Raw genomic sequence first — 20901 nt, forward strand, 5'->3', positions numbered from 1 at the left:
GGCCGCAAGCAGGCACGGTGGAGCGGGTAAACCGGCAAGGATGCCGGTTTAGCCGCGCCGGGCCATGGATGGCCCGTCGCGGCGGCCCGCGGAACCGGGCCGGAGTGCGGGCATGCCGAGCCTAGGCGAGGCACCGAGTGGTGGGGCAAAGACCTTTTGGTTACTTTTGGGGCGTTTGCCAAAAGTGACCCGCTGTAAGAGCGGAACCATAAGTCGCCGTTACCGCAGCAACGGATATGTACCCGAGATCAACCCCGACTCAACACCACCCCCTCCCGAGCCTTGCGCCTGTTCTTGATCCCATAACAAACCCACATAAACACCACCCAAACCGGAATCGCATACACCGACACCTGAATCCCCGGAATCAGCAGCATCACCCCAAGAATAAACACCACAAACGCCAGGCAAACATAATTCCCATACGGATACCAAAGCGCCTTGAACAACGGCACCTGCCCCGTCCGATCCATATGCTGCCTAAACTTGAAATGCGAAAAACTGATCATCGCCCAGTTGATCACCAGGGTCGCCACCACCAGCGACATCAACAACTCCAGCGCATGCTGCGGAATCAGGTAGTTCATCAACACCGCCACCAGCGTAATCGCCGCCGACGCCAGGATCGACCGCACCGGCACCCCACGCTTGTCGATCTTCGCCAATGCCCGCGGCGCATCACCCTGCTCGGCCATCCCCAACAGCATCCGGCTATTGCAGTAAGTGCCACTGTTGTAGACCGACAACGCCGCCGTCAGCACCACAAAGTTGAGAATATGCGCTGCCGTGTTACTGCCCAACATCGAAAACACCTGCACAAACGGACTGCCGCTATAGGCGTCCCCGGAGGCATTCAGGGTCTCCAGCAAGCTGTCCCAAGGCGTCAACGACAACAGCACCACCAACGCGCCGATGTAGAAAATCAGGATCCGGTAGATCACCTGGTTGATCGCCTTCGGAATCACCGTGCGTGGCTTGTCCGCCTCAGCCGCAGTAAACCCGAGCATCTCCAGGCCGCCAAACGAGAACATGATGATCGCCATGGCCATCACCAAACCACCCACGCCATGGGGAAAGAACCCGCCGTGCTCCCACAGGTTGGTCACCGAGGCTTGTGGCCCGCCGGTGCCGCTCACCAACAGGTAACTGCCCAGGGCGATCATCCCGACAATGGCGACCACCTTGATGATCGCAAACCAGAACTCGGCCTCGCCGAAGACCTTGACGTTGGAAAGATTGATCACATTGATCAGCACAAAAAACGCCGCCGCCGACACCCAGGTCGGGATCTCGGGCCACCAGTAGTGCACATACTTGCCGACCGCCGTCAGCTCCGACATGCCCACCAGGATGTACAAAATCCAGCAGTTCCAGCCCGACAGGAAGCCGGCGAAACCGCCCCAATACTTGTGGGCAAAGTGGCTGAAGGAACCGGCCACCGGCTCTTCGACGATCATCTCGCCCAGCTGGCGCATGATCATGAAGGCGATAAAGCCGCAGATGGCATACCCGAGGATCATCGACGGCCCGGCGGATTTCAGCACGCCGGCCGACCCCAGGAACAACCCGGTGCCAATCGCGCCACCGAGGGCGATCAGTTGGATATGGCGATTTTTCAGGCCGCGCTTCAGTTCGCCTGAATGCGAGTTGGCTTCACTCATGGAAAGGGTCTCACGCAAGGTTTGAGGGTGCTCATGGAGGGGTGCTGCTTTGGTAACGGGCTACAGCAGCGCCGATCAAACCCCGGTCCAGCGTTTTTTCTTACGGTCATACGTCACCTGTTGTTTTTATCTGTGACGAAATCGAACCCGACGGGCTTGTGGCCAGGCGGAATGAACAAGGCGGATAGCCCTGAGAGAGTGGGATCACAGTAAAACGCGGCGCATTGTACACCGCCAAACCTGTCTGGGCTGACAGGATGCGGTGCGGCAGATAGGAGGGACATTAGGAAAATTCTTTCAGATAACGAGAAGTTGACGAAAGGACGATTCCTACAAAACGATGCAACCAACTCTCTGTTTCATCGACATAAACCAAATCGCCATCAAAACGGAATAAAAAATCCAAATGGAACCGTGTCAATAAAAATTTTGCAATCCCAAACACTCTCTTCTAGGTTCATCCACTTGCCCAGCGCAGCAAGCTGGCAAGCTCGTTCTCAAACAACGTCATCTAGGAGATTCACCATGCAAGCACTGGAAAATGACCTGGAAACCGAACTGCAACTCGACGATTGGTTTGAAGCGCCGACCCATGAGGCCGCCGTTGAAATGATGCAAGCCGATGCCGTCGTGCCGTTCGGCACCGCGATGTGGCCTTTCTAATCTGATCAGGCACCCCGGCAGGTGCGGGACGCCGCACCTGCCACTGCTCCTACCGAAGGCTTTGAAGGAAGGACGTCATGGACAAGGCCCGCGCCGTCGAACATTTTCTGTATTACCTCGCCCATCACCCGGCCCTCGCCGGCCTGCACCGCCCCACCATTTTGCTTGGCCATACCGAACGCTACGACGCCATCGCCCAATCGATCATCCAGGGCAGCGCTGCCCGCTTCGACTTCCAGGTACAACGCCTGGACCAAGCCCCCAGCGAAACGCTGGCCAAGGCCATCGAAGGCTGTGACCTGTACATGTTTCTCTACGATTCCTCGACCCTGCCCAACCCACGCGCCGAAGGCCCGGACTTTATCCGTGCCCTGCAAGGCGTGATGGCCGAGCACTGGAAAAAATCCCTGCTGCTCAAGGACTACGGCGACTATTTCTACGACACTTTCAGCGTCGCCCCACAGCGGATTGCCGACCTCAACGCCACGTTGATCCGGCGCATGTCCCAGGCCAGCGTGCTGAGCTTCACCGACCAGCATGGCTCGCGCCTTGAAGCGCCCATGAGCAGCATCAAGAAGTGGACCAATATCAACGGCATCGGCAACCACGACCTGGCGCCCGGCGAGATCGCGACCCACAGCGAGGCCATCAACGGCCAGGTGCGGTTCGTCGGCACCTTCCTCAGCACCATTCCCTTTGCGCGCAAATACGGCGTGCTGCAATCACCGCTGGAACTGTGGATCGAGAACTCGACCATCTGCACCGTGGCCAGCGAAGTGCCGGGGCTGGCGGATGACTTCAACAAATACCTGAATGCCAACCCGTCCAATCGCCGGGTGGAAGAACTGGGCATTGGCACCAATGAAGGCGTGAAGGATTTGTATGCGCGCAACGCCGGCTTTGAAGAGCGTCATTGCGGGCTGCACCTGGGATTGGGTGGCGGGCAGAAAGGCAGCCACCACCTGGACCTGATCTTCGCCAGTGGCGTGTTGGCCCTCGACGATAAACCCGTGTTCGACGGCGCTTTCATGTTCTGACACGCCCGCCAAAACAATGGAGATCAACTGTGGGAGCGGGCTTGCTCGCGAATGCGGTGGGTCAGGCACTGGATGTATCAACTGATACACCGCATTCGCGAGCAAGCCCGCTCCCACAATGGACCTGCTTTGCTCATAGAGCAGGTTCCAAATCCAGGCCAAAAAAAACGCCAACCCGAGGGTTGGCGTTTTTATGCAGTGCTTAACGAATCACTGCGGCTTCTTGCGACCAAAACCTGGACGCTGGCCGGAACCGGCCGGTGCACCACGACGCTTGCCCGATGGCGCGTCATCGACCAGCTTCAGGCCCGGGCGCTTTTTCGGCGATGGCTTGGCTGGGCGTTTGGTGCTGGCGCTGTCGTCGGCACGGCCCGCAGCCGGAGCACCACGACCAGACTCGCCACGGTTACCGCGACCGCCGGCAGGTGCATCACCACGACCAGCTGGACGCGGTGCGCGCGGCGCACGTTCGCCATCCTGACGGGCCGGTGCCGAAGGACGACGCTCGCCTTCGATGTGCGGCTCGCGGGAGATGCGGCCGCCCGTGGCCGGTGCATCCAGCGCAGGGCGCAGGGTGCGGGCAACACGGTCGGTACGCGCCACCGGACGCGACGATTTACGCTGCATACGCTCAAGCTTGTCTTTGCTCTTGGCGTTCATCTGCGGCATGGCCACCGGCGTCAGGCCGACTTCGGCACTGAGGATATCGACTTCGTACTGGCTCATTTCGCGCCAGCGGCCCATCGGCAGGTCGGAGTTGAGGAACACCGGGCCGAAACGCACGCGCTTCAGGCGGCTGACCACCAGGCCCTGGGATTCCCACAGGCGACGTACTTCACGGTTACGGCCTTCCATCACCACGCAGTGGTACCAATGGTTGAAGCCTTCGCCGCCCGGCGCCTGCTTGATGTCGGTGAACCTGGCCGGGCCGTCTTCCAGCACGACGCCGGCTTTCAAGCGCTCGATCATTTCGTCATCGACTTCACCACGCACACGTACCGCGTATTCACGGTCCATCTCGTAGGAAGGGTGCATCAGGCGGTTGGCCAGCTCACCGTCGGTGGTGAACATCAGCAAGCCGGTGGTGTTGATGTCGAGACGACCGATGTTGATCCAGCGGCCTTCTTTGGGGCGCGGCATCTTGTCGAATACGGTTGGACGGCCTTCCGGGTCGTCACGGGTGCAGATTTCGCCATCAGGCTTGTTGTACATGATGACGCGGCGCACCGATTCGGCGGCCTCTTCACGCTTGATGACCTTGCCATCAATGGTGATGGCATCGTGCAGGTCGACGCGCTGGCCAAGGGTGGCTTCAACGCCATTGACCTTGATGCGCTTCTGGGTGATCCAGGCTTCTACGTCGCGGCGCGAGCCTACGCCGATACGGGCGAGGACTTTCTGCAGTTTTTCGCCTGCGGGGCCGATTTCCTGGGTGTCGTTCTGGTCTTGGTCACTCATCTTAAGCACCTCCCGGTGTGTCGATTCAGGCTTGGCCTGAAGATAGTAAAAGCTGGGCTTTTGGCGAACGCATCGCCAAAGGGTCGCGAATCATACGCTCATGGCGCGCGTTGCGCATCAGAGACTAGTCGATAAGTGCGGGCTCATTTGCCTTTCCGCCGACCGGTGGCACCCAGCGCCAGCAGGCGCAGCTCGGCTTCGGCGAGTACCGTGCGCTTGTCGACCTTGTCGAGTTTCTTCCAGGCACGGATCTCGCGCTTGCTGCGCCCGCAGCCCACGCAGATGTCATCGGTGAATTTGCAGACGCTGATGCAGGGGTCTTTGGTGGAGCTCATTTGAGTTCTCCTTGCTGGCGACAATCCAAATGTGGGAGCGGGCTTGCTCGCGAATGCAGTGTGTCAGTCGCCGGATGCTTGGCTGACCCACCGCATTCGCGAGCAAGCCCGCTCCCACATTTTGTTCTGCGTCAGTCTTCGAATTGGCGGCGTTCGTTTTCGATGGCTTCGGCCAGGGCGCGGGCTTCGTCTTCTTCGTCGCTCAGCGGCGGTTGTTCGAGCGCTGCGACGGCGGCCAGCAGTTTGGCACGGGCTTCGGCGACGCCGAGGATGTCCTCCTCGGGTTCAGGCTCGGGCTCATCTTCAACTTCGACTGGCGGCTCAACCTCAACGTTCAGTTGCAGCGCAGGCTCCTGCTCACCGTCACTGACCGCACCATCACGCAGCAAGTCATCGAAGTCGGTCTTGATGCCCTGCTCCATGTCATCCAGTTCCAGCAACAATGTGTGGAAACTGGTTTCGTCCTTCGGCTCTTCCGGCTCGGCGCTGGCGTCGGCCAGCTCCTGCAACCCGGCGGGCACCGGTGCGTCGTCGAAATCCAGGACCGGGTCCGGCTCCATCTCCCGCAGCTCGGCCAGCGGCGGCAAGTCGTCGAGGTTTTTCAGGTTGAAGTGATCGAGGAACACCTTGGTAGTGGCAAACATCGCCGGCTTGCCGGGCACGTCGCGGTAGCCAACGATCCTGATCCACTCCCGCTCCAGCAACGTCTTGACGATATGGCTGTTGACCGCGACGCCGCGCACGTCTTCGATCTCGCCCCGGGTGATCGGCTGGCGATAGGCGATCAGCGCCATGGTTTCCAGCATCGCCCGGGAATAGCGCTGCGGGCGTTCTTCCCACAGGCGGCCAACCCACGGCGAGAACTTCTCGCGAATTTGCAGGCGATACCCGGAAGCCACTTCCCGCAGCTCGAATGCACGGCCGTCGCAGGACTTGCGCAGAATCTCCAGGGCCTTCTTGAACACCGGCGGCTCAGGGCGCTCGGCTTCTTCAAACAGTTCGAACAGGCGCTCCAGGGATTGCGGCTTGCCCGAGGCCAGGAGAAAGGCTTCCAGCAGCGGGGCCAGTTCGCGGGGTTCAGTCAGATTCATCGATTCAGCTCTTTATTCGGCTCGCGCCCGCACGTGGATAGCCGCAAAAGGCTCATTCTGGACCAGCTCGACCAAGGATTCCTTGACCAGCTCAAGGATCGCCATAAAGGTCACGACTACCCCCAGGCGCCCTTCTTCCTTGGTAAACAGCTCGACAAACGGCACAAACCCGCCGCCCTTGAGGCGATCCAGCACATCACTCATGCGTTCGCGGGTGGACAGTGCCTCGCGGCTGACCTGGTGGCTTTCAAACATATCGCCACGGCGCAGTACTTCGGCCATGGACATCAGCAACTCTTCCAGGCTCACGTCCGGCAGCAGCTTGCGCGCCCGGGCTTCCGGGGCGTCGAGCTTGGGCACCACCACATCGCGGCCGACCCGGCTCAAACCGTCGATGCCTTCGGCCGCGGCCTTGAAGCGCTCGTACTCCTGCAGGCGGCGGATCAGTTCGGCGCGGGGATCATCCTCTTCCGCCTCGATAGTCTCCGAGCGCGGCAGCAGCATGCGTGACTTGATTTCCGCGAGCATCGCGGCCATCACCAGGTATTCGGCGGCCAGTTCCAGGCGCACGGTCTGCATCAGTTCGACGTAGCCCATGTACTGGCGGGTGATTTCCGCCACCGGGATGTCGAGGATATTGATGTTCTGCTTGCGGATCAGGTACAGCAGCAAGTCCAGCGGACCTTCGAAGGCTTCGAGGAAGACTTCCAGCGCATCCGGCGGGATGTACAGGTCCACCGGCATTTCCATCACGGCCTGGCCGTAGACCATGGCAAATGGCAGTTCCTGCTGGGCGCCCGCCTGGCTGTCGACGGTTTCCACGGCCGACATTCAGGCCTCGACCATGAACGGTGCCGGGTCGCCACACCCTACGCGCACCACTTCCGGCTCGCCGTCGGCCAGGTTGATCACGGTGGAGGCCTTGTTGCCGCCGTAGCCGCCGTCGATGATCAGGTCGACGTGTTTTTCCAGCAGCCGGCGCATTTCATAAGGGTCGTACAACGGCTCTTCTTCCCCCGGCAGGATCAGCGACACACTCATCAGCGGCTCACCGAGTTCGGCCAGCAGCGCCAGGGCGATCGGGTGTTCCGGCACCCGCAGGCCGATGGTGCGCTTCTTCGGGTGCAGCAGCAGGCGCGGCACTTCGCGGGTGGCGTTGAGGATGAAGGTGTAGGGCCCCGGCGTGTGCGCCTTGAGCAGGCGGAAGGTGCCGGTGTCGACCTTGGCGAACAGCCCCAGCTGGGACAGGTCGCTGCAAATCAGTGCGAAGTTGTGGTTCTTGTCCAGGTCACGCAGGCGTCTTACGCGCTCGACCGCATTCTTGTCGCCGATCTGGCAACCGATGGCGTAGGACGAATCCGTGGGGTAGATCACCACGCCACCGGCACGGATGATCTCCACGGCCTGTTTGATCAGGCGCGCCTGCGGGTTTTCCGGATGAATCTGGAAGAATTGACTCACGTGTTCTACCTGTTCAGACGGTGGCAATAATGGGGTCATGTTTGAAGCGACACCAAAGGGGCGGCAAATCTTCCGGAACGGCGCGGTACTCGCCAATCTCGGACCAGCCGCCGGGGCCATGAAAATCACTGCCGGCGCTGACCAGCAGACCAAATTCACGGGCAAGAATCGCCAGGCTGCCTACCTGCTCGGCGGGTTGATGCCCGTTGACCACTTCGATTGCGTGGCCGCCCGCTCCAATATAGTCGCCAATCAGCTTGCGACGCTTGCTGCGGGTGAAATCGTAATGCCACGGATGCGCCAGGCTGACCCAGGCACCTGCTGCCCGCAGTGTGCCAACGGTGTCTTCCAGGGTTGGCCAGTGTTGCTTGACGTCCCCCAGCTTGCCGGCACCCAGCCATTTGCGGAACGCTTCGGCGCGATCCTTTACAAAACCTTCACGCACCATCCAGTCGGCAAAGTGCGGGCGGGCCGGGGCGTTGCCGCTGTCGCCCAGTTCCTGCTGGATGGCGCGGGCGCCTTCCAGGCCGTTGGGCATGCCCTTGAGGGCCAGCTTGCGGCTTATTTCTTCGGACCGCAGCCAGCGGCCATCGTGCAATTTGGCGATGGCCTCCACCAGCGGCGGCGCGTTGACGTCGAAACCGTAGCCCAATACGTGGATGGTTGCGCCGCCCCAGGTGCAGGACAATTCAACCCCGTTGACCAGTTGCATGCCCAACGCATGCGCCGCCTCGCGGGCCTCTGCCAGGCCTTCGAGGGTGTCGTGGTCGGTCAACGACAGGACTCGCACGCCTTTTTCAAACGCACGCGCAACCAGGACCGCGGGCGCCAGGGCGCCGTCGGAGGCTGTGCTATGGCAGTGCAAATCAACATTCACGGGAGTGTGTAACCTCAAGTCAGCTGGCGCTTTCGCTACCAAGGATGTTTGTTATTATGCCGCCACATCCAGCTTCTGGCTCTTACTGTGAAACAATTCATCGACTTCATCCCGCTGTTGCTGTTTTTCATCGTTTACAAAACCGACCCTCGCGTTATCGATCTTGCCGGCCACGAGCTGACCGTCGGCGGCATCTACAGCGCCACGGCGGTGCTGATCATCAGCTCCGTGGTGGTCTACGGCGCGCTCTTCATCTCCCAGCGCAAGCTGGAAAAAAGCCAGTGGCTGACCCTGGTCGCCTGCCTTGTGTTCGGCAGCCTGACCCTGGCCTTCCACAGCGAAACCTTCCTTAAATGGAAAGCCCCGGTGGTCAACTGGCTGTTCGCCCTGGCCTTTATCGGCAGCCACTTCATCGGTGATCGCCTGCTGATCAAGCGGATCATGGGCCACGCGCTGACCTTGCCAGACTCGGTGTGGACCCGCCTGAACATCGCCTGGATCGTGTTTTTCCTGTTCTGCGGCGCCGCCAACCTGTTCGTCGCCTTTACCTTCCAGAGCTACTGGGTGGACTTCAAGGTGTTCGGCAGCCTGGGCATGACCGTGCTGTTCCTGGTCGGCCAGGGTATCTACCTGTCGCGCCACCTGCATGACACCGACCCTACCACGCCGAAAACCGAGGACTGACATGCTCTACGCCATCATTTCCACCGACGTCGCCAACTCCCTGGAAAAACGCCTGTCCGTACGCCCGGCCCACGTCGAGCGCCTGAAACAGCTGCAAGCCGAAGGCCGCCTGGTACTGGCCGGCCCGCATCCTGCGGTAGACAGCAACGACCCGGGAGATGCCGGCTTCACCGGTAGCCTGGTGGTTGTCGAGTTCGCCTCCCTGGCGGCGGCACAAGCCTGGGCCGATGCTGATCCGTATGTAGCGGCCGGCGTGTACGCCCAGGTGCTGGTCAAACCGTTCAAGCAAGTCCTGCCTTGATTCGTTGCGCGCTGAACCAAATGGCTTCAGCGCACTCCTAAACGCTCATTATTCCCGGTAACCTGCCGACAACGTTCTGAATATTCGTGTGGAATCAGGAGTTCCGATGCGCTTACGTCAGTTGTGTCTGTTGGCAGTGTTAATGATCGGGGCTACGGCCCACGCTGAAGAAACCTCGAACACCGGCAGTTCCACGCCCCTGTCCTTGAGTGCCGGCAGCCAGATCACCGATTTGCAGCAACGTTTGAAAGAGAGCGAACGCCAGCGCGATGAGCTGAGCAAGCAATTGCAAAGTGCTGACGCCACGCGGGAAAGTACCCAACTGAGTAAACTGCGCCAGGAGAACCAACGCCTGGTCCAGCAACTCAAAGAAGCACAGGGCAGTGCCTTGCCACGCTGGCTTACCGAGCAACAACAATGGTTCGTGACCGGCGGGGCAGTCGCGCTGATCGCCCTGTTATGCGGGATCTTCGCCAGTGGCGGGCACCGGCGCCGTCGACAATGGCTAAATTGAGTGAGTCATGAGCGAGCTGTTACTGATAGATGATGACCAGGAGCTCTGTGAGCTGCTGACCAGTTGGTTGAGCCAGGAAGGTTTCCAGGTGCGCGCCTGCCATGACGGCTTGAGCGCCCGCAAGGCATTGGCCGAAGCCGCCCCGGCGGCCGTGGTGCTCGACGTGATGCTGCCCGACGGCAGCGGCCTGGAGCTGCTCAAGCAATTGCGCAGCGACCACCCGGAACTGCCGGTGCTGATGCTCTCGGCCAGGGGCGAACCCCTGGACCGGATCCTCGGCCTGGAACTGGGCGCCGACGACTACCTGGCCAAACCCTGCGATCCTCGTGAACTGACCGCGCGCCTGCGCGCCGTGCTGCGCCGCAGCCACCCGGCCGCCGTGTCCACTCAGCTGGAGCTGGGCGACCTGTGCTTCAGCCCGGTGCGTGGCGTGGTCACTATCGATGAACAGGAATTTGCCCTGACCGTGTCCGAAAGCCGCCTGCTGGAAGCCTTGCTGCGCCAGCCCGGCGAGCCGCTGGACAAGCAGGAACTGGCGCAAATCGCCCTGGGCCGCAAGCTGACCCTGTATGACCGCAGCCTGGACATGCACGTCAGCAACCTGCGCAAGAAGATCGGCCCGCACCCGGATGGCCGGCCACGGATCGTGGCGCTGCGTAGCCGCGGCTATTACTACAGCCTCTAGCCCGCGTAGCAGCTGTCGAGCCTCGGCGAGGCTGCGACAGCATCTCCTCGGTACAGGTGTCAGACCGCAGCGCCTGCATCGCAGGCTCGACAGTTGCTACGGTCGCCAATAGTTTTGTCAGCCCCGCCCAAAATCCTCTTTACCCAAGCTTTACCGTCCCCTGACTGCCGCTGACCTTGATCTCCGTAATCTACTCACATCCGGACTCACCGGAATAGAGACAGGAGAATCACCATGCGCAAGACCCTTATCGCTTTGATGTTCGCTGCTGCCCTGCCAACCGTTGCCATGGCCGCTGCGCCAGAAGGCCCAGGCCCGATGGGCGGTCCTGAAGGCCACATGATGGGTGGCCCAGGTCACGGCGGTGAACACGGCATGCGGGGCAAAGGTGGCCCTTTCAGCCAGCTGGACCTGAGCCCTGAACAGCGCCAGCAGATCGGCAAGTTGATGGGCCAGCAATGGCACGCTCGCAAAGAGTTGGTGCGCAAGTACCTGGACAAACTGCCAGCCGCTGATCAGAAAGCCATGAAAGACGAAATGGCGGCCGCCAAGCAGAAAACCCAGACCGACATCCGTGCCGTGCTGAAACCCGATCAACAGAAGAAATTCGACGAGATCGTGAAGAAACAAGCCGAGCGCCGCGCCGAGTGGAAGGAATTCCAGGCCTGGAAAGCCCAGCAGCCGCAAAAAGCGCAATAATGATCTAGCTTCACTCCCAGCCCAGTGGCCACCGCCGCTGGGCTTTTCCTGTTTGAGGATATCTTGTGCGTTCATTGTTCTGGCGCGTCCTTGCCAGCTTCTGGCTGGCCATCGCCCTGGTTGCCGGGTTGTCGATCCTGCTTGGGCATATGCTCAACCAGGACGCCTGGATTCTCAGCCGCCACCCCGGGCTCAATAACCTCGCGCAGGAATGGACGCAGCTTTACGAGGCCCAGGGCGAAGACGCCGCCCAGGAGCTGCTGCAGCAGCGCAAGCGTCAGTACCACATTGACGTGCAAGTGCTTAACGAAAGCGGCGAGCCTGTGGTGCGCGGCACCTTCCCGCGCCGCGCCGCCGCCCTCGAAGCCCGGCAAAACGACAGCCAGGACCGCCACCTGCCCTGGCGCCGGCTGACCGCCGAGTACACCAGCGAAAAAACCGGCGACACCTACCTGCTGATCTACCGCATTCCCCACCCGGAACTGGACGCCTGGCACCGCAGCAGCCTGCTCTGGCCGTTAAGCGCCCTGGCGATTGCGCTGGTGGTGCTGACCCTGTTCAGCCTGTTGGTGACGTTGTCCATCACCCGCCCCCTCAGCCGCCTGCGCGGCGCAGTGCACGACCTGGGCCAGACCACCTATCAGCAGAACAGCCTGGCGCGGCTGGCCAACCGTCGCGATGAATTCGGCGTACTGGCCACCGACTTCAACCGCATGGGCGCCCGCCTGCAAAGCCTGATCGGCAGCCAGCGCCAGTTGCTGCGGGATGTGTCCCACGAACTGCGCTCGCCCCTGGCCCGCCTGCGGATCGCCCTGGCCCTGGCAGAACGGGCCACCCCCGAAGCGCGGGAAAAACTCTGGCCGCGCCTGACCCGCGAATGCGACCGCCTGGAAGCGCTGATCAGCGAAATCCTGGTACTCGCCCGGGTGGACGCCGATAACGCCAGTGCCGAAGACATCGACCTCAACCCGTTACTCCGGACCCTGCAAAAAGACGCCTTGCTCGGCGCGCCGGACCAACCCGTGCAGCTGGATGCCGAGGCCGGGCTGCACCTCAAGGGCTGGCCGACCATGATCGAACGCGCGGTGGATAACCTGCTGCGCAACGCCCAACGCTTCAACCCGCCCGGGCAACCGATTGAAATGGACGCCAGACGCCAGGGCGAACGCATTGTGATCAGTGTGCGCGACCACGGCCCCGGCGTGGATGCCGAACACCTGAGCCAACTCGGCGAGCCGTTTTACCGCGCCCCGGGGCAAACCGCCCAGGGCCATGGCCTGGGCCTGGCCATCGCGCGGCGCGCCGCAGAGCGCCATGGCGGCAGCCTGATCCTGGCCAATCATCAAGGCGGCGGCTTTATCGCCAGCGTGGACCTGCCGCTGGAGCCGGGGGTTGTCATTCAACCCTGATGATCTTCTATGATGGTCCTTCTCATTAGGAGGGCCTTTGATGACTGATCTGCTCACCCCCATCCAGGAAGCACTCGATTTACCCGTCACCCCACTGGCCGTAACCGAGGTCGGCGCCCTGCCCTCGACCTTTGCCGTCACCGAACTGGCCAGCGCCAGCATCGGTGCCGCAGGCCAGGCGGTCGCACAGTTGCTGTTGCAGCAAACCGGGCGCCAGCCCTCGGTGACCGTGGACCGGCGCCTCGCCTCGTTCTGGTTCTCCTCCTCGCTGCGCCCCGACGGCTGGACCACCCCGCCGCTGTGGGACCCGATTGCCGGCGACTACGCCTGCACCGATGGCTGGATTCGCCTGCACACCAATGCACCGCATCACCGTGCCGCCGCCGAGCGCGTACTCGGGCAGGTCGCTGACCGTGAAGCAATGGCCGCGAAGGTTGCGCCATGGACCGCTGCCGAGCTGGAACAGGCGATCGTCGAAGCCAACGGCTGTGCGGCGCAGATGCGTTCGTGGCAAGACTGGCAAGTTCATCCACAAGGCTTGGCGGTCAATCAGGAACCGCTGGTCCATCGCCAGACCTTTGCAGCCCTCAGCGACAAACCCTGGCTGGGCTCGGTGGCAAGGCCGCTGGCGGGCATCAAGGTGCTGGACCTGACGCGCGTATTGGCCGGCCCCACCGCCAGCCGTTTTCTGGCTGGCCTCGGCGCCGATGTACTGCGCATCGACTCCCCTGACTGGAACGAACCCGGCGTGGTGCCGGAAATGACCCTGGGCAAACGTTGCGCCCGCCTGGACCTGAAAAACCCCGACGACCGCCTGATCTTCGAAAACCTGCTCAAGAACACCGACATTCTGCTGCACGGCTACCGCGCCGATGCACTGGAACAGTTGGGCTACGGTGGGGCTGCGCTGCAAGCCATCGCGCCTGGCCTGATCGACGCCAGCCTCAACGCTTACGGCTGGAGCGGCCCGTGGCGCAATCGCCGGGGGTTCGACAGCCTGGTGCAGATGAGCACCGGGATTGCCGAGGCTGGCAGGCAGTGGAAAAACTCGGACAAACCGGTGCCGCTGCCGTTGCAGGCGCTGGACCACGCCACCGGGTATTTGATGGCGGCCAGTGCGATTCAGGCGTTGAGTGAACGCTTGAAATCCGGCCGCGGCGGTTCGGCACGGTTGTCCCTCGCGCGCACGGCAAAGCTGTTGGTGGACGCAGGACAAGTCCCTGAACAACTACCGCTGCGGGCCGAAGAACCGGGTGATCAAGGCTTGGTGGTGGAGCAAACCGCCTGGGGCCCGGCCCACCGCTTGCTGCCCCCGGTGACCATCAGCGGGACACCGTTGCAGTGGGATTTGCCCGCAGGGGAATTGGGCTCACACCGCCCTCAGTGGTGACCGAAGATCCTGTGGCGAGGGAGCTTGCTCCCGCTGGACTGCGCAGCAGGCCCCAGCTTTTGGGTCGATGGGGCCGCTTCGCGCCCCAGCGGGAGCAAGCTACCTCGCCACAGGTATGCAGAATCAATCCGCGCGGCTCAGTGATGTCCACAAATGCTGCGCCGCATAGGCTCTAAGCGGTCGCCAGGCCTCAGCCCGCGCCAGCAACTGGCGCGGGCTCACCGGCCCGCCTTCCAGCGCCACCAGCGCATTGATCAAACCGATATCCCCCGAGGCAAACGCATCCTGCTCGCGCATCTGGCGCATGGCGATGTACTGCGCCGTCCAGTCACCAATCCCGGGTAATGCGACCAACCGCGCCACGCCTTCCTCCAGGTTCGCCTTCGCCTGGAAAATCTGCGGGTCATCCAGCAACGCCTGGGCCACGCCCGACAAGGTACGCCCGCGACTTTTCGGCATGCCGAGGGTTGCCAAATCTGCGGCTGCCAGCACCTCGGCCGAAGGAAACACATGGGTCACACCGGCATGGGGCGTCACCAGCGGCGTGCCGTACTGCGCCACCAGCTTGCCCGCCAGCTTGATCGCCGCCACCACGCTAATCTGCTGGCCCAACACCGCGCGGATCGCCAACTCCAGCCCATCCCAGGTTCCCGGCACCCGCAAGCCAGGCCGCGCCGCCACCAAGCTCGCCATCAAGGGATCATTCGCCAATTGCCGGTTGATCCGCTTCGGGTCAGCCGACAGGTCAAACATGTCCCGCAACCGCCGCTCAATCTCCGGCAACGCAGCCGGGTCGGGGAAGTCCACCGTTACTTCAAGCCAATCACCGGCCCCCGGTGACACACTGAGCCAACCCTGCTGACCGTCGACACTGATACTGCGTGAGTAAACGCCAGCGTCCACCGTCTCCATCCCGCTGATCGCCCGCGCCGACAAAAAGCCCGACATCGCCGCCCAGTCATACGGCGCCTGATACGCCAGTTGCATTCTCACAACGACAATACCCCGCTGTACAACCCATACGCCGCCAGGCTCGCCCCGGCGATCACGCAGGCGAAAATGCCTTTTTCCAGATGGGTAAACAAGGGCTGGCCCTGCTCGCGCTTGGCCAGGGCAAACAGGATCACGCCCGGTGCATACAGCAGCGCCGACAGCAGCAAGTACTTCAGGCCACCGGCGTAGAGCAGCCACACCGCATAGGCCAGGGCGATCAGGCTCACCAGCAGGTCCTTGGTGCGTTCGCCATGGGCGCCTTCGTAGGTTTCACCGCGGCCGCTCAACAGCACCGCATACGCCGCCGACCACAGATAGGGCACGAGGATCATCGACGACGCCAGGTAGATCAGGGTGGTGTAGGTACTTTCCGAAAACAGCGTGATCACCAGGAACAGCTGGATCATCACATTGGTCAGCCACAGCGCATTGACCGGCACCTGATTGACGTTTTCCTTTTTCAGGAACGCCGGCATGGTCTTGTCATGGGCGGTGGCATAGAGAATTTCGGCGCAGAGCAAGGCCCACGACAGCAGCGCGCCCAACAGCGAAACCGCCAGGCCGATGCTGATCAACAGCGCGCCCCACGGGCCGACGATATGTTCCAGCACCCCGGCCAGGGACGGGTTTTGCAGGTTGGCCAGTTCCGGCTGGCTCATGATCCCGAGCGACAGCAGGTTGACCAATACCAGCAGCGCCAACACCCCCAGGAAACCGATGACCGTGGCCCGGCCCACGTCCGAGCGTTTCTCGGCCCGCGCCGAGTAGACACTGGCGCCCTCGATGCCGATAAACACAAACACCGTGACCAGCATCATGTTGCGCACCTGATCCACCACGCCGCCGAAATTCGGATTACTCAGGCCCCAGATATCCCGGGTAAAGATATCGGCCTTGAATGCCACGGCGGCGATCACGATAAACATCACCAGCGGTACGATCTTGGCCACGGTGGTGATCTGGTTGATGAACGCCGCCTCCTTGATCCCGCGCATCACCAAAAAATGCACGGCCCACAGCAACACCGACGCGCAGCCAATCGCCACCGGGGTATTGCCCTGGCCGAACACCGGAAAAAAGTAGCCGAGGGTACTGAATAGCAACACGAAGTAACCGACGTTGCCCATCCAGGCACTGATCCAGTAGCCCCAGGCCGACGAGAAACCCATGTAGTCGCCAAACCCGGCCTTGGCGTACGCGTATACGCCGGAATCCAGTTCCGGCTTGCGGTTGGCCAGGGTCTGGAACACAAAGGCCAGGGTCAGCATGCCCACGGCGGTAATGCCCCAGCCAATCAACACCGCGCCTACCTCGGCCCGCGCCGCCATGTTCTGCGGCAACGAGAAAATCCCGCCGCCGATCATCGAGCCCACCACCAGGGCGATCAAGGCATTGAGGCGCAGCTTTTCCGAGGATTGGGACATGAATACTCCTGAACAAAACAACCATTGAGCCAACAACTGTGCACTCAACTAATTTATTAAGCCGGCGCAGCGTTTATTAGATATAGCCAATAAAGGCGCCTGCTTCATAACTTAAAGGCATGACAATAAACAGCGTTAAGGCAAATTTATAATTTAAATAACGCTGCGCTGTAAAAGTTTGCATATCTGCAAATACGGGCTAGCTTCAAAGGTCCATGCTAATGAGAAAACCTGTTGTTTGAAACGCAGAACCGCTCTACGACGAGCCTCTGCGAGGCACTTGAGCGCCCGTACCTTTCATCATAAGTCATTAATTCACAATGGAATGTGCCAATGAAGTGATCTGAGTCAGCTGTTTGATTAGCGCACGGATTTATTCTGTGGTCTCTCTTCTCCTGCATTGGAGTCATGCGATGTCTGAATCTCCCGGAAAACTTCGACTCGGCGCACTGGTTGCACTTGTCGTGGGTTCAATGATTGGTGGCGGGATCTTCTCACTGCCGCAAAACATGGCGGCCAGCGCCGATGTCGGCGCGGTACTGATTGGTTGGGTGATCACCGCCGTGGGCATGTTGACCCTGGCGTTCGTGTTCCAGACCCTGGCCAATCGCAAGCCCGACCTCGACGGCGGGGTCTATGCCTACGCCAAGGCCGGGTTTGGCGACTACATGGGTTTCTCATCCGCCTGGGGTTACTGGATCAGTGCCTGGCTGGGCAACGTCGGCTATTTCGTGCTGCTGTTCAGCACCCTCGGTTACTTCTTCCCCATCTTCGGCGAAGGCAACACCCCGGCGGCGGTGATCGGCGCGTCGGTGCTGCTGTGGGCCGTGCACTTCCTGGTACTGCGCGGGATCAAGGAAGCCGCGTTCATCAACCTGGTGACCACCATCGCCAAAGTGGTGCCACTGGTGCTGTTTGTGTTGATCGCGCTCTTCGCGTTCAAGCTGGACATCTTCACCGCCGACATCTGGGGCGTGAAAAACCCCGACCTGGGCAGCGTGATGAACCAGGTGCGCAACATGATGCTGGTCACCGTCTGGGTGTTCATCGGCATTGAGGGTGCGAGCATCTTCTCGTCCCGCGCCGAAAAACGCTCCGACGTCGGCAAGGCCACGGTGATTGGTTTTATCACCGTGCTGCTGTTCCTGATGCTGGTGAACGTGCTGTCCCTGGGGATCATGACCCAACCGGAATTGGCCAAGCTGCAAAACCCGTCGATGGCCGCCGTGCTGGAGCACGTGGTGGGTCACTGGGGCGCGGTATTGATCAGCGTCGGCTTGATCATTTCCTTGCTGGGGGCGCTGCTGTCGTGGGTGCTGCTGTGTGCGGAGATCATGTTCGCCGCCGCCAAGGACCACACCATGCCGGAGTTCCTGCGTAAGGAAAACGCCAACCACGTGCCGGCCAACGCCCTGTGGCTGACCAACGCCATGGTGCAGATTTTCCTGGTGATCACGCTGTTCTCGGCAAGCACTTACCTGTCGCTGATCTACCTCGCCACCTCGATGATCCTGGTGCCTTACCTGTGGTCGGCGGCCTATGCACTGCTGCTGGCGGTGCGCGGTGAAACCTATGAAAGCGCCCCGGGCGAACGCAGGAAAGACCTGCTGATCGGCGCCATCGCGTTGATCTACGCGGTCTGGCTGCTGTACGCCGGTGGCACCAAGTACCTGTTGCTGTCCGCCCTGCTCTACGCCCCTGGCGTGATCCTGTTCGCCATGGCCAAGCATGAACTGGGCAAACCGATTTTCACCAACGTCGAGAAGCTGATTTTCGCCGCAGTCGTCATAGGCGCCCTCGTGGCGGGCTATGGCCTCTACTCCGGCTTCCTGACCCTGTAATCATTGTTCACTGGAGGATCTGTAATGACCACGGAAAAAGTGAAGTACGGCGTACATTCCGAAGCCGGCAAACTGCGCAAAGTCATGGTGTGCTCCCCAGGTTTGGCCCACCAGCGGCTGACCCCAAACAACTGCGATGAACTGCTGTTCGATGACGTGCTGTGGGTAGCCCAGGCCAAGCGCGACCACTTCGACTTCGTGACCAAGATGCGCGAGCGCGACATCGATGTGCTGGAAATGCACAACCTGCTGACCGACATCGTCGCCATCCCCGAAGCGCTGGACTGGATCCTGGAGCGCAAGATCACCGCCAACCAGGTGGGCCTGGGGCTGGTCAATGAGGTCAGCTCGTGGCTGCGCAGCCTGGAGCCGCGCAAGGTCGCCGAGTACCTGATCGGTGGCGTGTCGGCCGATGACCTGCCGAGCAGTTTCGGTGGCAAGACCATCGAGATGTTCCGCGATTTCCTCGGCCACTCAAGCTTCATCCTGCCGCCGTTGCCCAACACCCAGTTCACCCGCGACACCACCTGCTGGATCTATGGCGGCGTGACGCTGAACCCGATGTACTGGCCGGCGCGACGCCAGGAAACCCTGCTGGCCAGCGCCATCTACAAATTCCACCCCGAGTTCACCAACGCGGACTTCCAGGTGTGGTACGGCGACCCTGACCAGGAACACGGCAACGCCACCCTGGAAGGCGGCGACGTGATGCCGATTGGTAACGGCGTGGTGTTGATCGGCATGGGCGAGCGTTCCTCGCGCCAGGCCATCGGCCAACTCGCCCTGAACCTGTTCAAGCACAAGGCCGTGGAGCGTGTGATCGTCGCCGGCCTGCCAAAATCCCGCGCGGCGATGCACCTCGACACCGTGTTCAGCTTCTGCGACCGCGACCTGGTCACGATCTTCCCGGAAGTGGTCAACCAGATCGTCGCCTTCACCCTGCGCCCGGACGAGACCAAGCCCGGCGGCATCGACATCCAGCGCGAAAAAACCAACTTCCTCGACACCGTCGCCGCCGCCCTGAACCTCAAGGCCCTGCGTGTGGTGGAAACCGGCGGCAACAGCTTCGCCGCCGAGCGCGAGCAGTGGGATGACGGCAACAACGTAGTGGCCGTGGAGCCTGGCGTGGTGATCGGCTACGACCGCAACACCTACACCAACACCTTGCTGCGCAAGGCCGGTGTGGAAGTCATCACCATCAGCGCCGGTGAACTCGGCCGTGGCCGTGGCGGCGGCCACTGCATGACCTGCCCGATCATTCGCGACCCAATCGACTACTGATATTCAAACCCTGGCCGCCGCTCATAAGGCGCCGGCCAGGGGGATAACCTAAACAGAAGGAGATCCACCATGGCTTTTAATATGCGCAACCGCAGCCTGCTGTCGCTGATGCACCACACCACTCGCGAGCTGCACTACCTGCTGGACCTGTCCCGCGACCTCAAGCGCGCCAAATACACCGGCACCGAGCGTCCGCACCTGAAGGGCAAAAACATCGCGCTGATCTTCGAAAAAACCTCGACCCGCACCCGTTGCGCGTTCGAAGTCGCGGCCCACGACCAGGGTGCCCACGTCACCTACATCGACCCGGTGTCGTCGCAGATCGGCCACAAAGAAAGCATGAAAGACACCGCCCGCGTCCTCGGCCGGATGTTCGATGCCATCGAGTACCGTGGCTTTGAACAGGAAATCGTCGAAGAACTGGCCAAGTTCGCCGGGGTGCCGGTGTTCAACGGCCTGACCGCTGAATTCCACCCCACCCAGATGATCGCCGACACCCTGACCATGCGCGAGCACAGCGACAAGCCGCTGCATGACATCAGCTACGCCTACCTGGGCGACGCCCGCTACAACATGGGCAACTCGCTGCTGATGATCGGCGCCAAGCTGGGCATGGACGTGCGCATCGGCGCACCGAAAGCCCTGTGGCCCCATGCTGACTTCATCAAGCAGTGCCAGGCATTCGCCGAGGAAAGCGGCGCGCGCATCACCATCACCGAAGACCCGAAGGAAGCGGTGAAAGGCGTGGACTTCATCCACACCGATATCTGGGTGTCCATGGGCGAACCCGTGGAAGCGTGGGACGAGCGCATCGAGCAACTGCTGCCGTACCAGGTCAACGCCAAGATGATGAAAGCCTCGGGCAACCCACGGGTGAAATTCATGCACTGCCTGCCGGCGTTCCACAACAGCGAAACCAAGGTCGGCAAGGACATCGCCGCGCGTTATCCGAACCTGGCCAATGGCGTGGAAGTGACCGAAGAGGTGTTTGAGTCGCCGGCCAACATTGCCTTTGAACAGGCGGAAAACCGCATGCACACCATCAAGGCGATCCTGGTGTCGGCGCTGGCGGATATCTAAACCAATACCGCTCCCAC

Annotated in this window: 21 protein-coding genes; 12 read left to right on the forward strand and 9 right to left on the reverse strand. The window is 61.4% G+C overall.

Going from position 1 to position 20901, the window contains the following annotated elements; translation table 11 throughout:
* Positions 1-248 precede the first annotated feature (248 nt).
* The gene (locus HX818_RS25825; RefSeq protein WP_177020974.1) at positions 249-1661 is read right to left on the reverse strand and encodes an amino acid permease; all 1413 of its coding nucleotides are present in this window, start codon (positions 1659-1661) and stop codon (positions 249-251) included.
* A gap of 525 nt (positions 1662-2186) precedes the next feature.
* Here HX818_RS25825 and HX818_RS25830 point away from each other — a divergent pair.
* Together HX818_RS25830 and HX818_RS25835 are read left to right on the forward strand one after the other, a co-directional pair.
* Positions 2187-2324: a hypothetical protein gene (locus tag HX818_RS25830; RefSeq protein WP_003175756.1), complete on the forward strand. Its 138-nt coding sequence runs from the start codon at positions 2187-2189 to the stop codon at positions 2322-2324.
* Between the two features lie 77 nt (positions 2325-2401).
* The gene (locus tag HX818_RS25835) at positions 2402-3361 is read left to right on the forward strand and encodes a leucyl aminopeptidase (protein WP_087692659.1); all 960 of its coding nucleotides are present in this window, start codon (positions 2402-2404) and stop codon (positions 3359-3361) included.
* 210 nt (positions 3362-3571) lie between these two features.
* Here the strand turns inward: HX818_RS25835 and rluB are convergent, their stop codons facing one another.
* The 6 genes from rluB to HX818_RS25865 all read right to left on the reverse strand — a co-directional run bounded on the left by rluB (position 3572) and on the right by HX818_RS25865 (position 8583).
* Positions 3572-4819: a 23S rRNA pseudouridine(2605) synthase RluB gene (gene rluB, locus HX818_RS25840; RefSeq protein ID WP_177020975.1), complete on the reverse strand. Its 1248-nt coding sequence runs from the start codon at positions 4817-4819 to the stop codon at positions 3572-3574.
* A gap of 143 nt (positions 4820-4962) precedes the next feature.
* Complete coding sequence (locus HX818_RS25845) at positions 4963-5154, reverse strand: DUF1289 domain-containing protein (RefSeq protein WP_008433107.1); 192 nt, start codon at positions 5152-5154, stop codon at positions 4963-4965.
* A gap of 131 nt (positions 5155-5285) precedes the next feature.
* A complete protein-coding gene (gene scpB / locus HX818_RS25850) occupies positions 5286-6245 on the reverse strand; it encodes an SMC-Scp complex subunit ScpB (protein ID WP_134327225.1) in 960 nt (319 codons plus the stop codon).
* Positions 6246-6257: 12 nt separating this feature from the next.
* Positions 6258-6956 (reverse strand): ScpA family protein, encoded by a 699-nt coding sequence (locus tag HX818_RS25855; RefSeq protein WP_173406103.1) that lies wholly within the window; start codon positions 6954-6956, stop codon positions 6258-6260.
* Between the two features lie 120 nt (positions 6957-7076).
* The gene (locus HX818_RS25860; RefSeq protein WP_003220075.1) at positions 7077-7706 is read right to left on the reverse strand and encodes an L-threonylcarbamoyladenylate synthase; all 630 of its coding nucleotides are present in this window, start codon (positions 7704-7706) and stop codon (positions 7077-7079) included.
* A 13-nt stretch (positions 7707-7719) separates the two neighbouring features.
* Positions 7720-8583 (reverse strand): PHP domain-containing protein, encoded by an 864-nt coding sequence (locus HX818_RS25865; RefSeq protein WP_003220073.1) that lies wholly within the window; start codon positions 8581-8583, stop codon positions 7720-7722.
* An 87-nt stretch (positions 8584-8670) separates the two neighbouring features.
* On the opposite strand from HX818_RS25865, the gene HX818_RS25870 reads away from it, so the two are divergent.
* From HX818_RS25870 to HX818_RS25900, 7 genes are all read left to right on the forward strand, one after another.
* Positions 8671-9267, forward strand: coding sequence for a septation protein A (locus HX818_RS25870; RefSeq protein WP_177020976.1), 597 nt, complete (start codon positions 8671-8673; stop codon positions 9265-9267).
* A 1-nt stretch (position 9268) separates the two neighbouring features.
* Positions 9269-9568, forward strand: a complete 300-nt coding sequence (locus HX818_RS25875; protein ID WP_003220069.1) for a YciI family protein — start codon at positions 9269-9271, stop codon at positions 9566-9568.
* Between the two features lie 106 nt (positions 9569-9674).
* Positions 9675-10082, forward strand: coding sequence for a hypothetical protein (locus HX818_RS25880; RefSeq protein WP_003220067.1), 408 nt, complete (start codon positions 9675-9677; stop codon positions 10080-10082).
* 7 nt (positions 10083-10089) lie between these two features.
* Positions 10090-10767 carry a response regulator transcription factor gene (locus tag HX818_RS25885; RefSeq protein ID WP_003220065.1) on the forward strand — a complete coding sequence of 226 codons (678 nt, stop codon included), beginning with the start codon at positions 10090-10092 and terminating at the stop codon, positions 10765-10767.
* 234 nt (positions 10768-11001) lie between these two features.
* Positions 11002-11466 carry a Spy/CpxP family protein refolding chaperone gene (locus tag HX818_RS25890; RefSeq protein ID WP_087692654.1) on the forward strand — a complete coding sequence of 155 codons (465 nt, stop codon included), beginning with the start codon at positions 11002-11004 and terminating at the stop codon, positions 11464-11466.
* Between the two features lie 65 nt (positions 11467-11531).
* Positions 11532-12875, forward strand: coding sequence for a HAMP domain-containing sensor histidine kinase (locus HX818_RS25895; protein ID WP_177020977.1), 1344 nt, complete (start codon positions 11532-11534; stop codon positions 12873-12875).
* A 40-nt stretch (positions 12876-12915) separates the two neighbouring features.
* Positions 12916-14265, forward strand: coding sequence for a CoA transferase (locus tag HX818_RS25900; RefSeq protein ID WP_177020978.1), 1350 nt, complete (start codon positions 12916-12918; stop codon positions 14263-14265).
* A gap of 123 nt (positions 14266-14388) precedes the next feature.
* On the opposite strand, the gene HX818_RS25905 is transcribed toward HX818_RS25900, so the two are convergent.
* Both HX818_RS25905 and arcD (HX818_RS25910) read right to left on the reverse strand, forming a co-directional pair.
* Complete coding sequence (locus HX818_RS25905) at positions 14389-15252, reverse strand: DNA-3-methyladenine glycosylase (protein WP_177020980.1); 864 nt, start codon at positions 15250-15252, stop codon at positions 14389-14391.
* 2 nt (positions 15253-15254) lie between these two features.
* Complete coding sequence (gene arcD, locus HX818_RS25910; RefSeq protein WP_003220058.1) at positions 15255-16682, reverse strand: arginine-ornithine antiporter; 1428 nt, start codon at positions 16680-16682, stop codon at positions 15255-15257.
* Between the two features lie 413 nt (positions 16683-17095).
* Here arcD (HX818_RS25910) and arcD (HX818_RS25915) point away from each other — a divergent pair, with 413 nt between their 5' ends.
* The 3 genes from arcD (HX818_RS25915) (at position 17096) to HX818_RS25925 (ending at position 20884) form a co-directional block, all read left to right on the forward strand.
* Positions 17096-18523: an arginine-ornithine antiporter gene (arcD, locus tag HX818_RS25915; protein WP_003220056.1), complete on the forward strand. Its 1428-nt coding sequence runs from the start codon at positions 17096-17098 to the stop codon at positions 18521-18523.
* 24 nt (positions 18524-18547) lie between these two features.
* Complete coding sequence (arcA, locus tag HX818_RS25920) at positions 18548-19804, forward strand: arginine deiminase (RefSeq protein WP_003220054.1); 1257 nt, start codon at positions 18548-18550, stop codon at positions 19802-19804.
* 69 nt (positions 19805-19873) lie between these two features.
* Entirely contained in the window at positions 19874-20884 is a 1011-nt protein-coding gene (locus HX818_RS25925) for an ornithine carbamoyltransferase (RefSeq protein WP_003220053.1), read from the forward strand.
* The last annotated feature ends 17 nt before the right edge of the window (positions 20885-20901 follow it).

This window comes from Pseudomonas sp. F9001 (assembly GCF_013385435.1).
Classification (GTDB): domain Bacteria; phylum Pseudomonadota; class Gammaproteobacteria; order Pseudomonadales; family Pseudomonadaceae; genus Aquipseudomonas.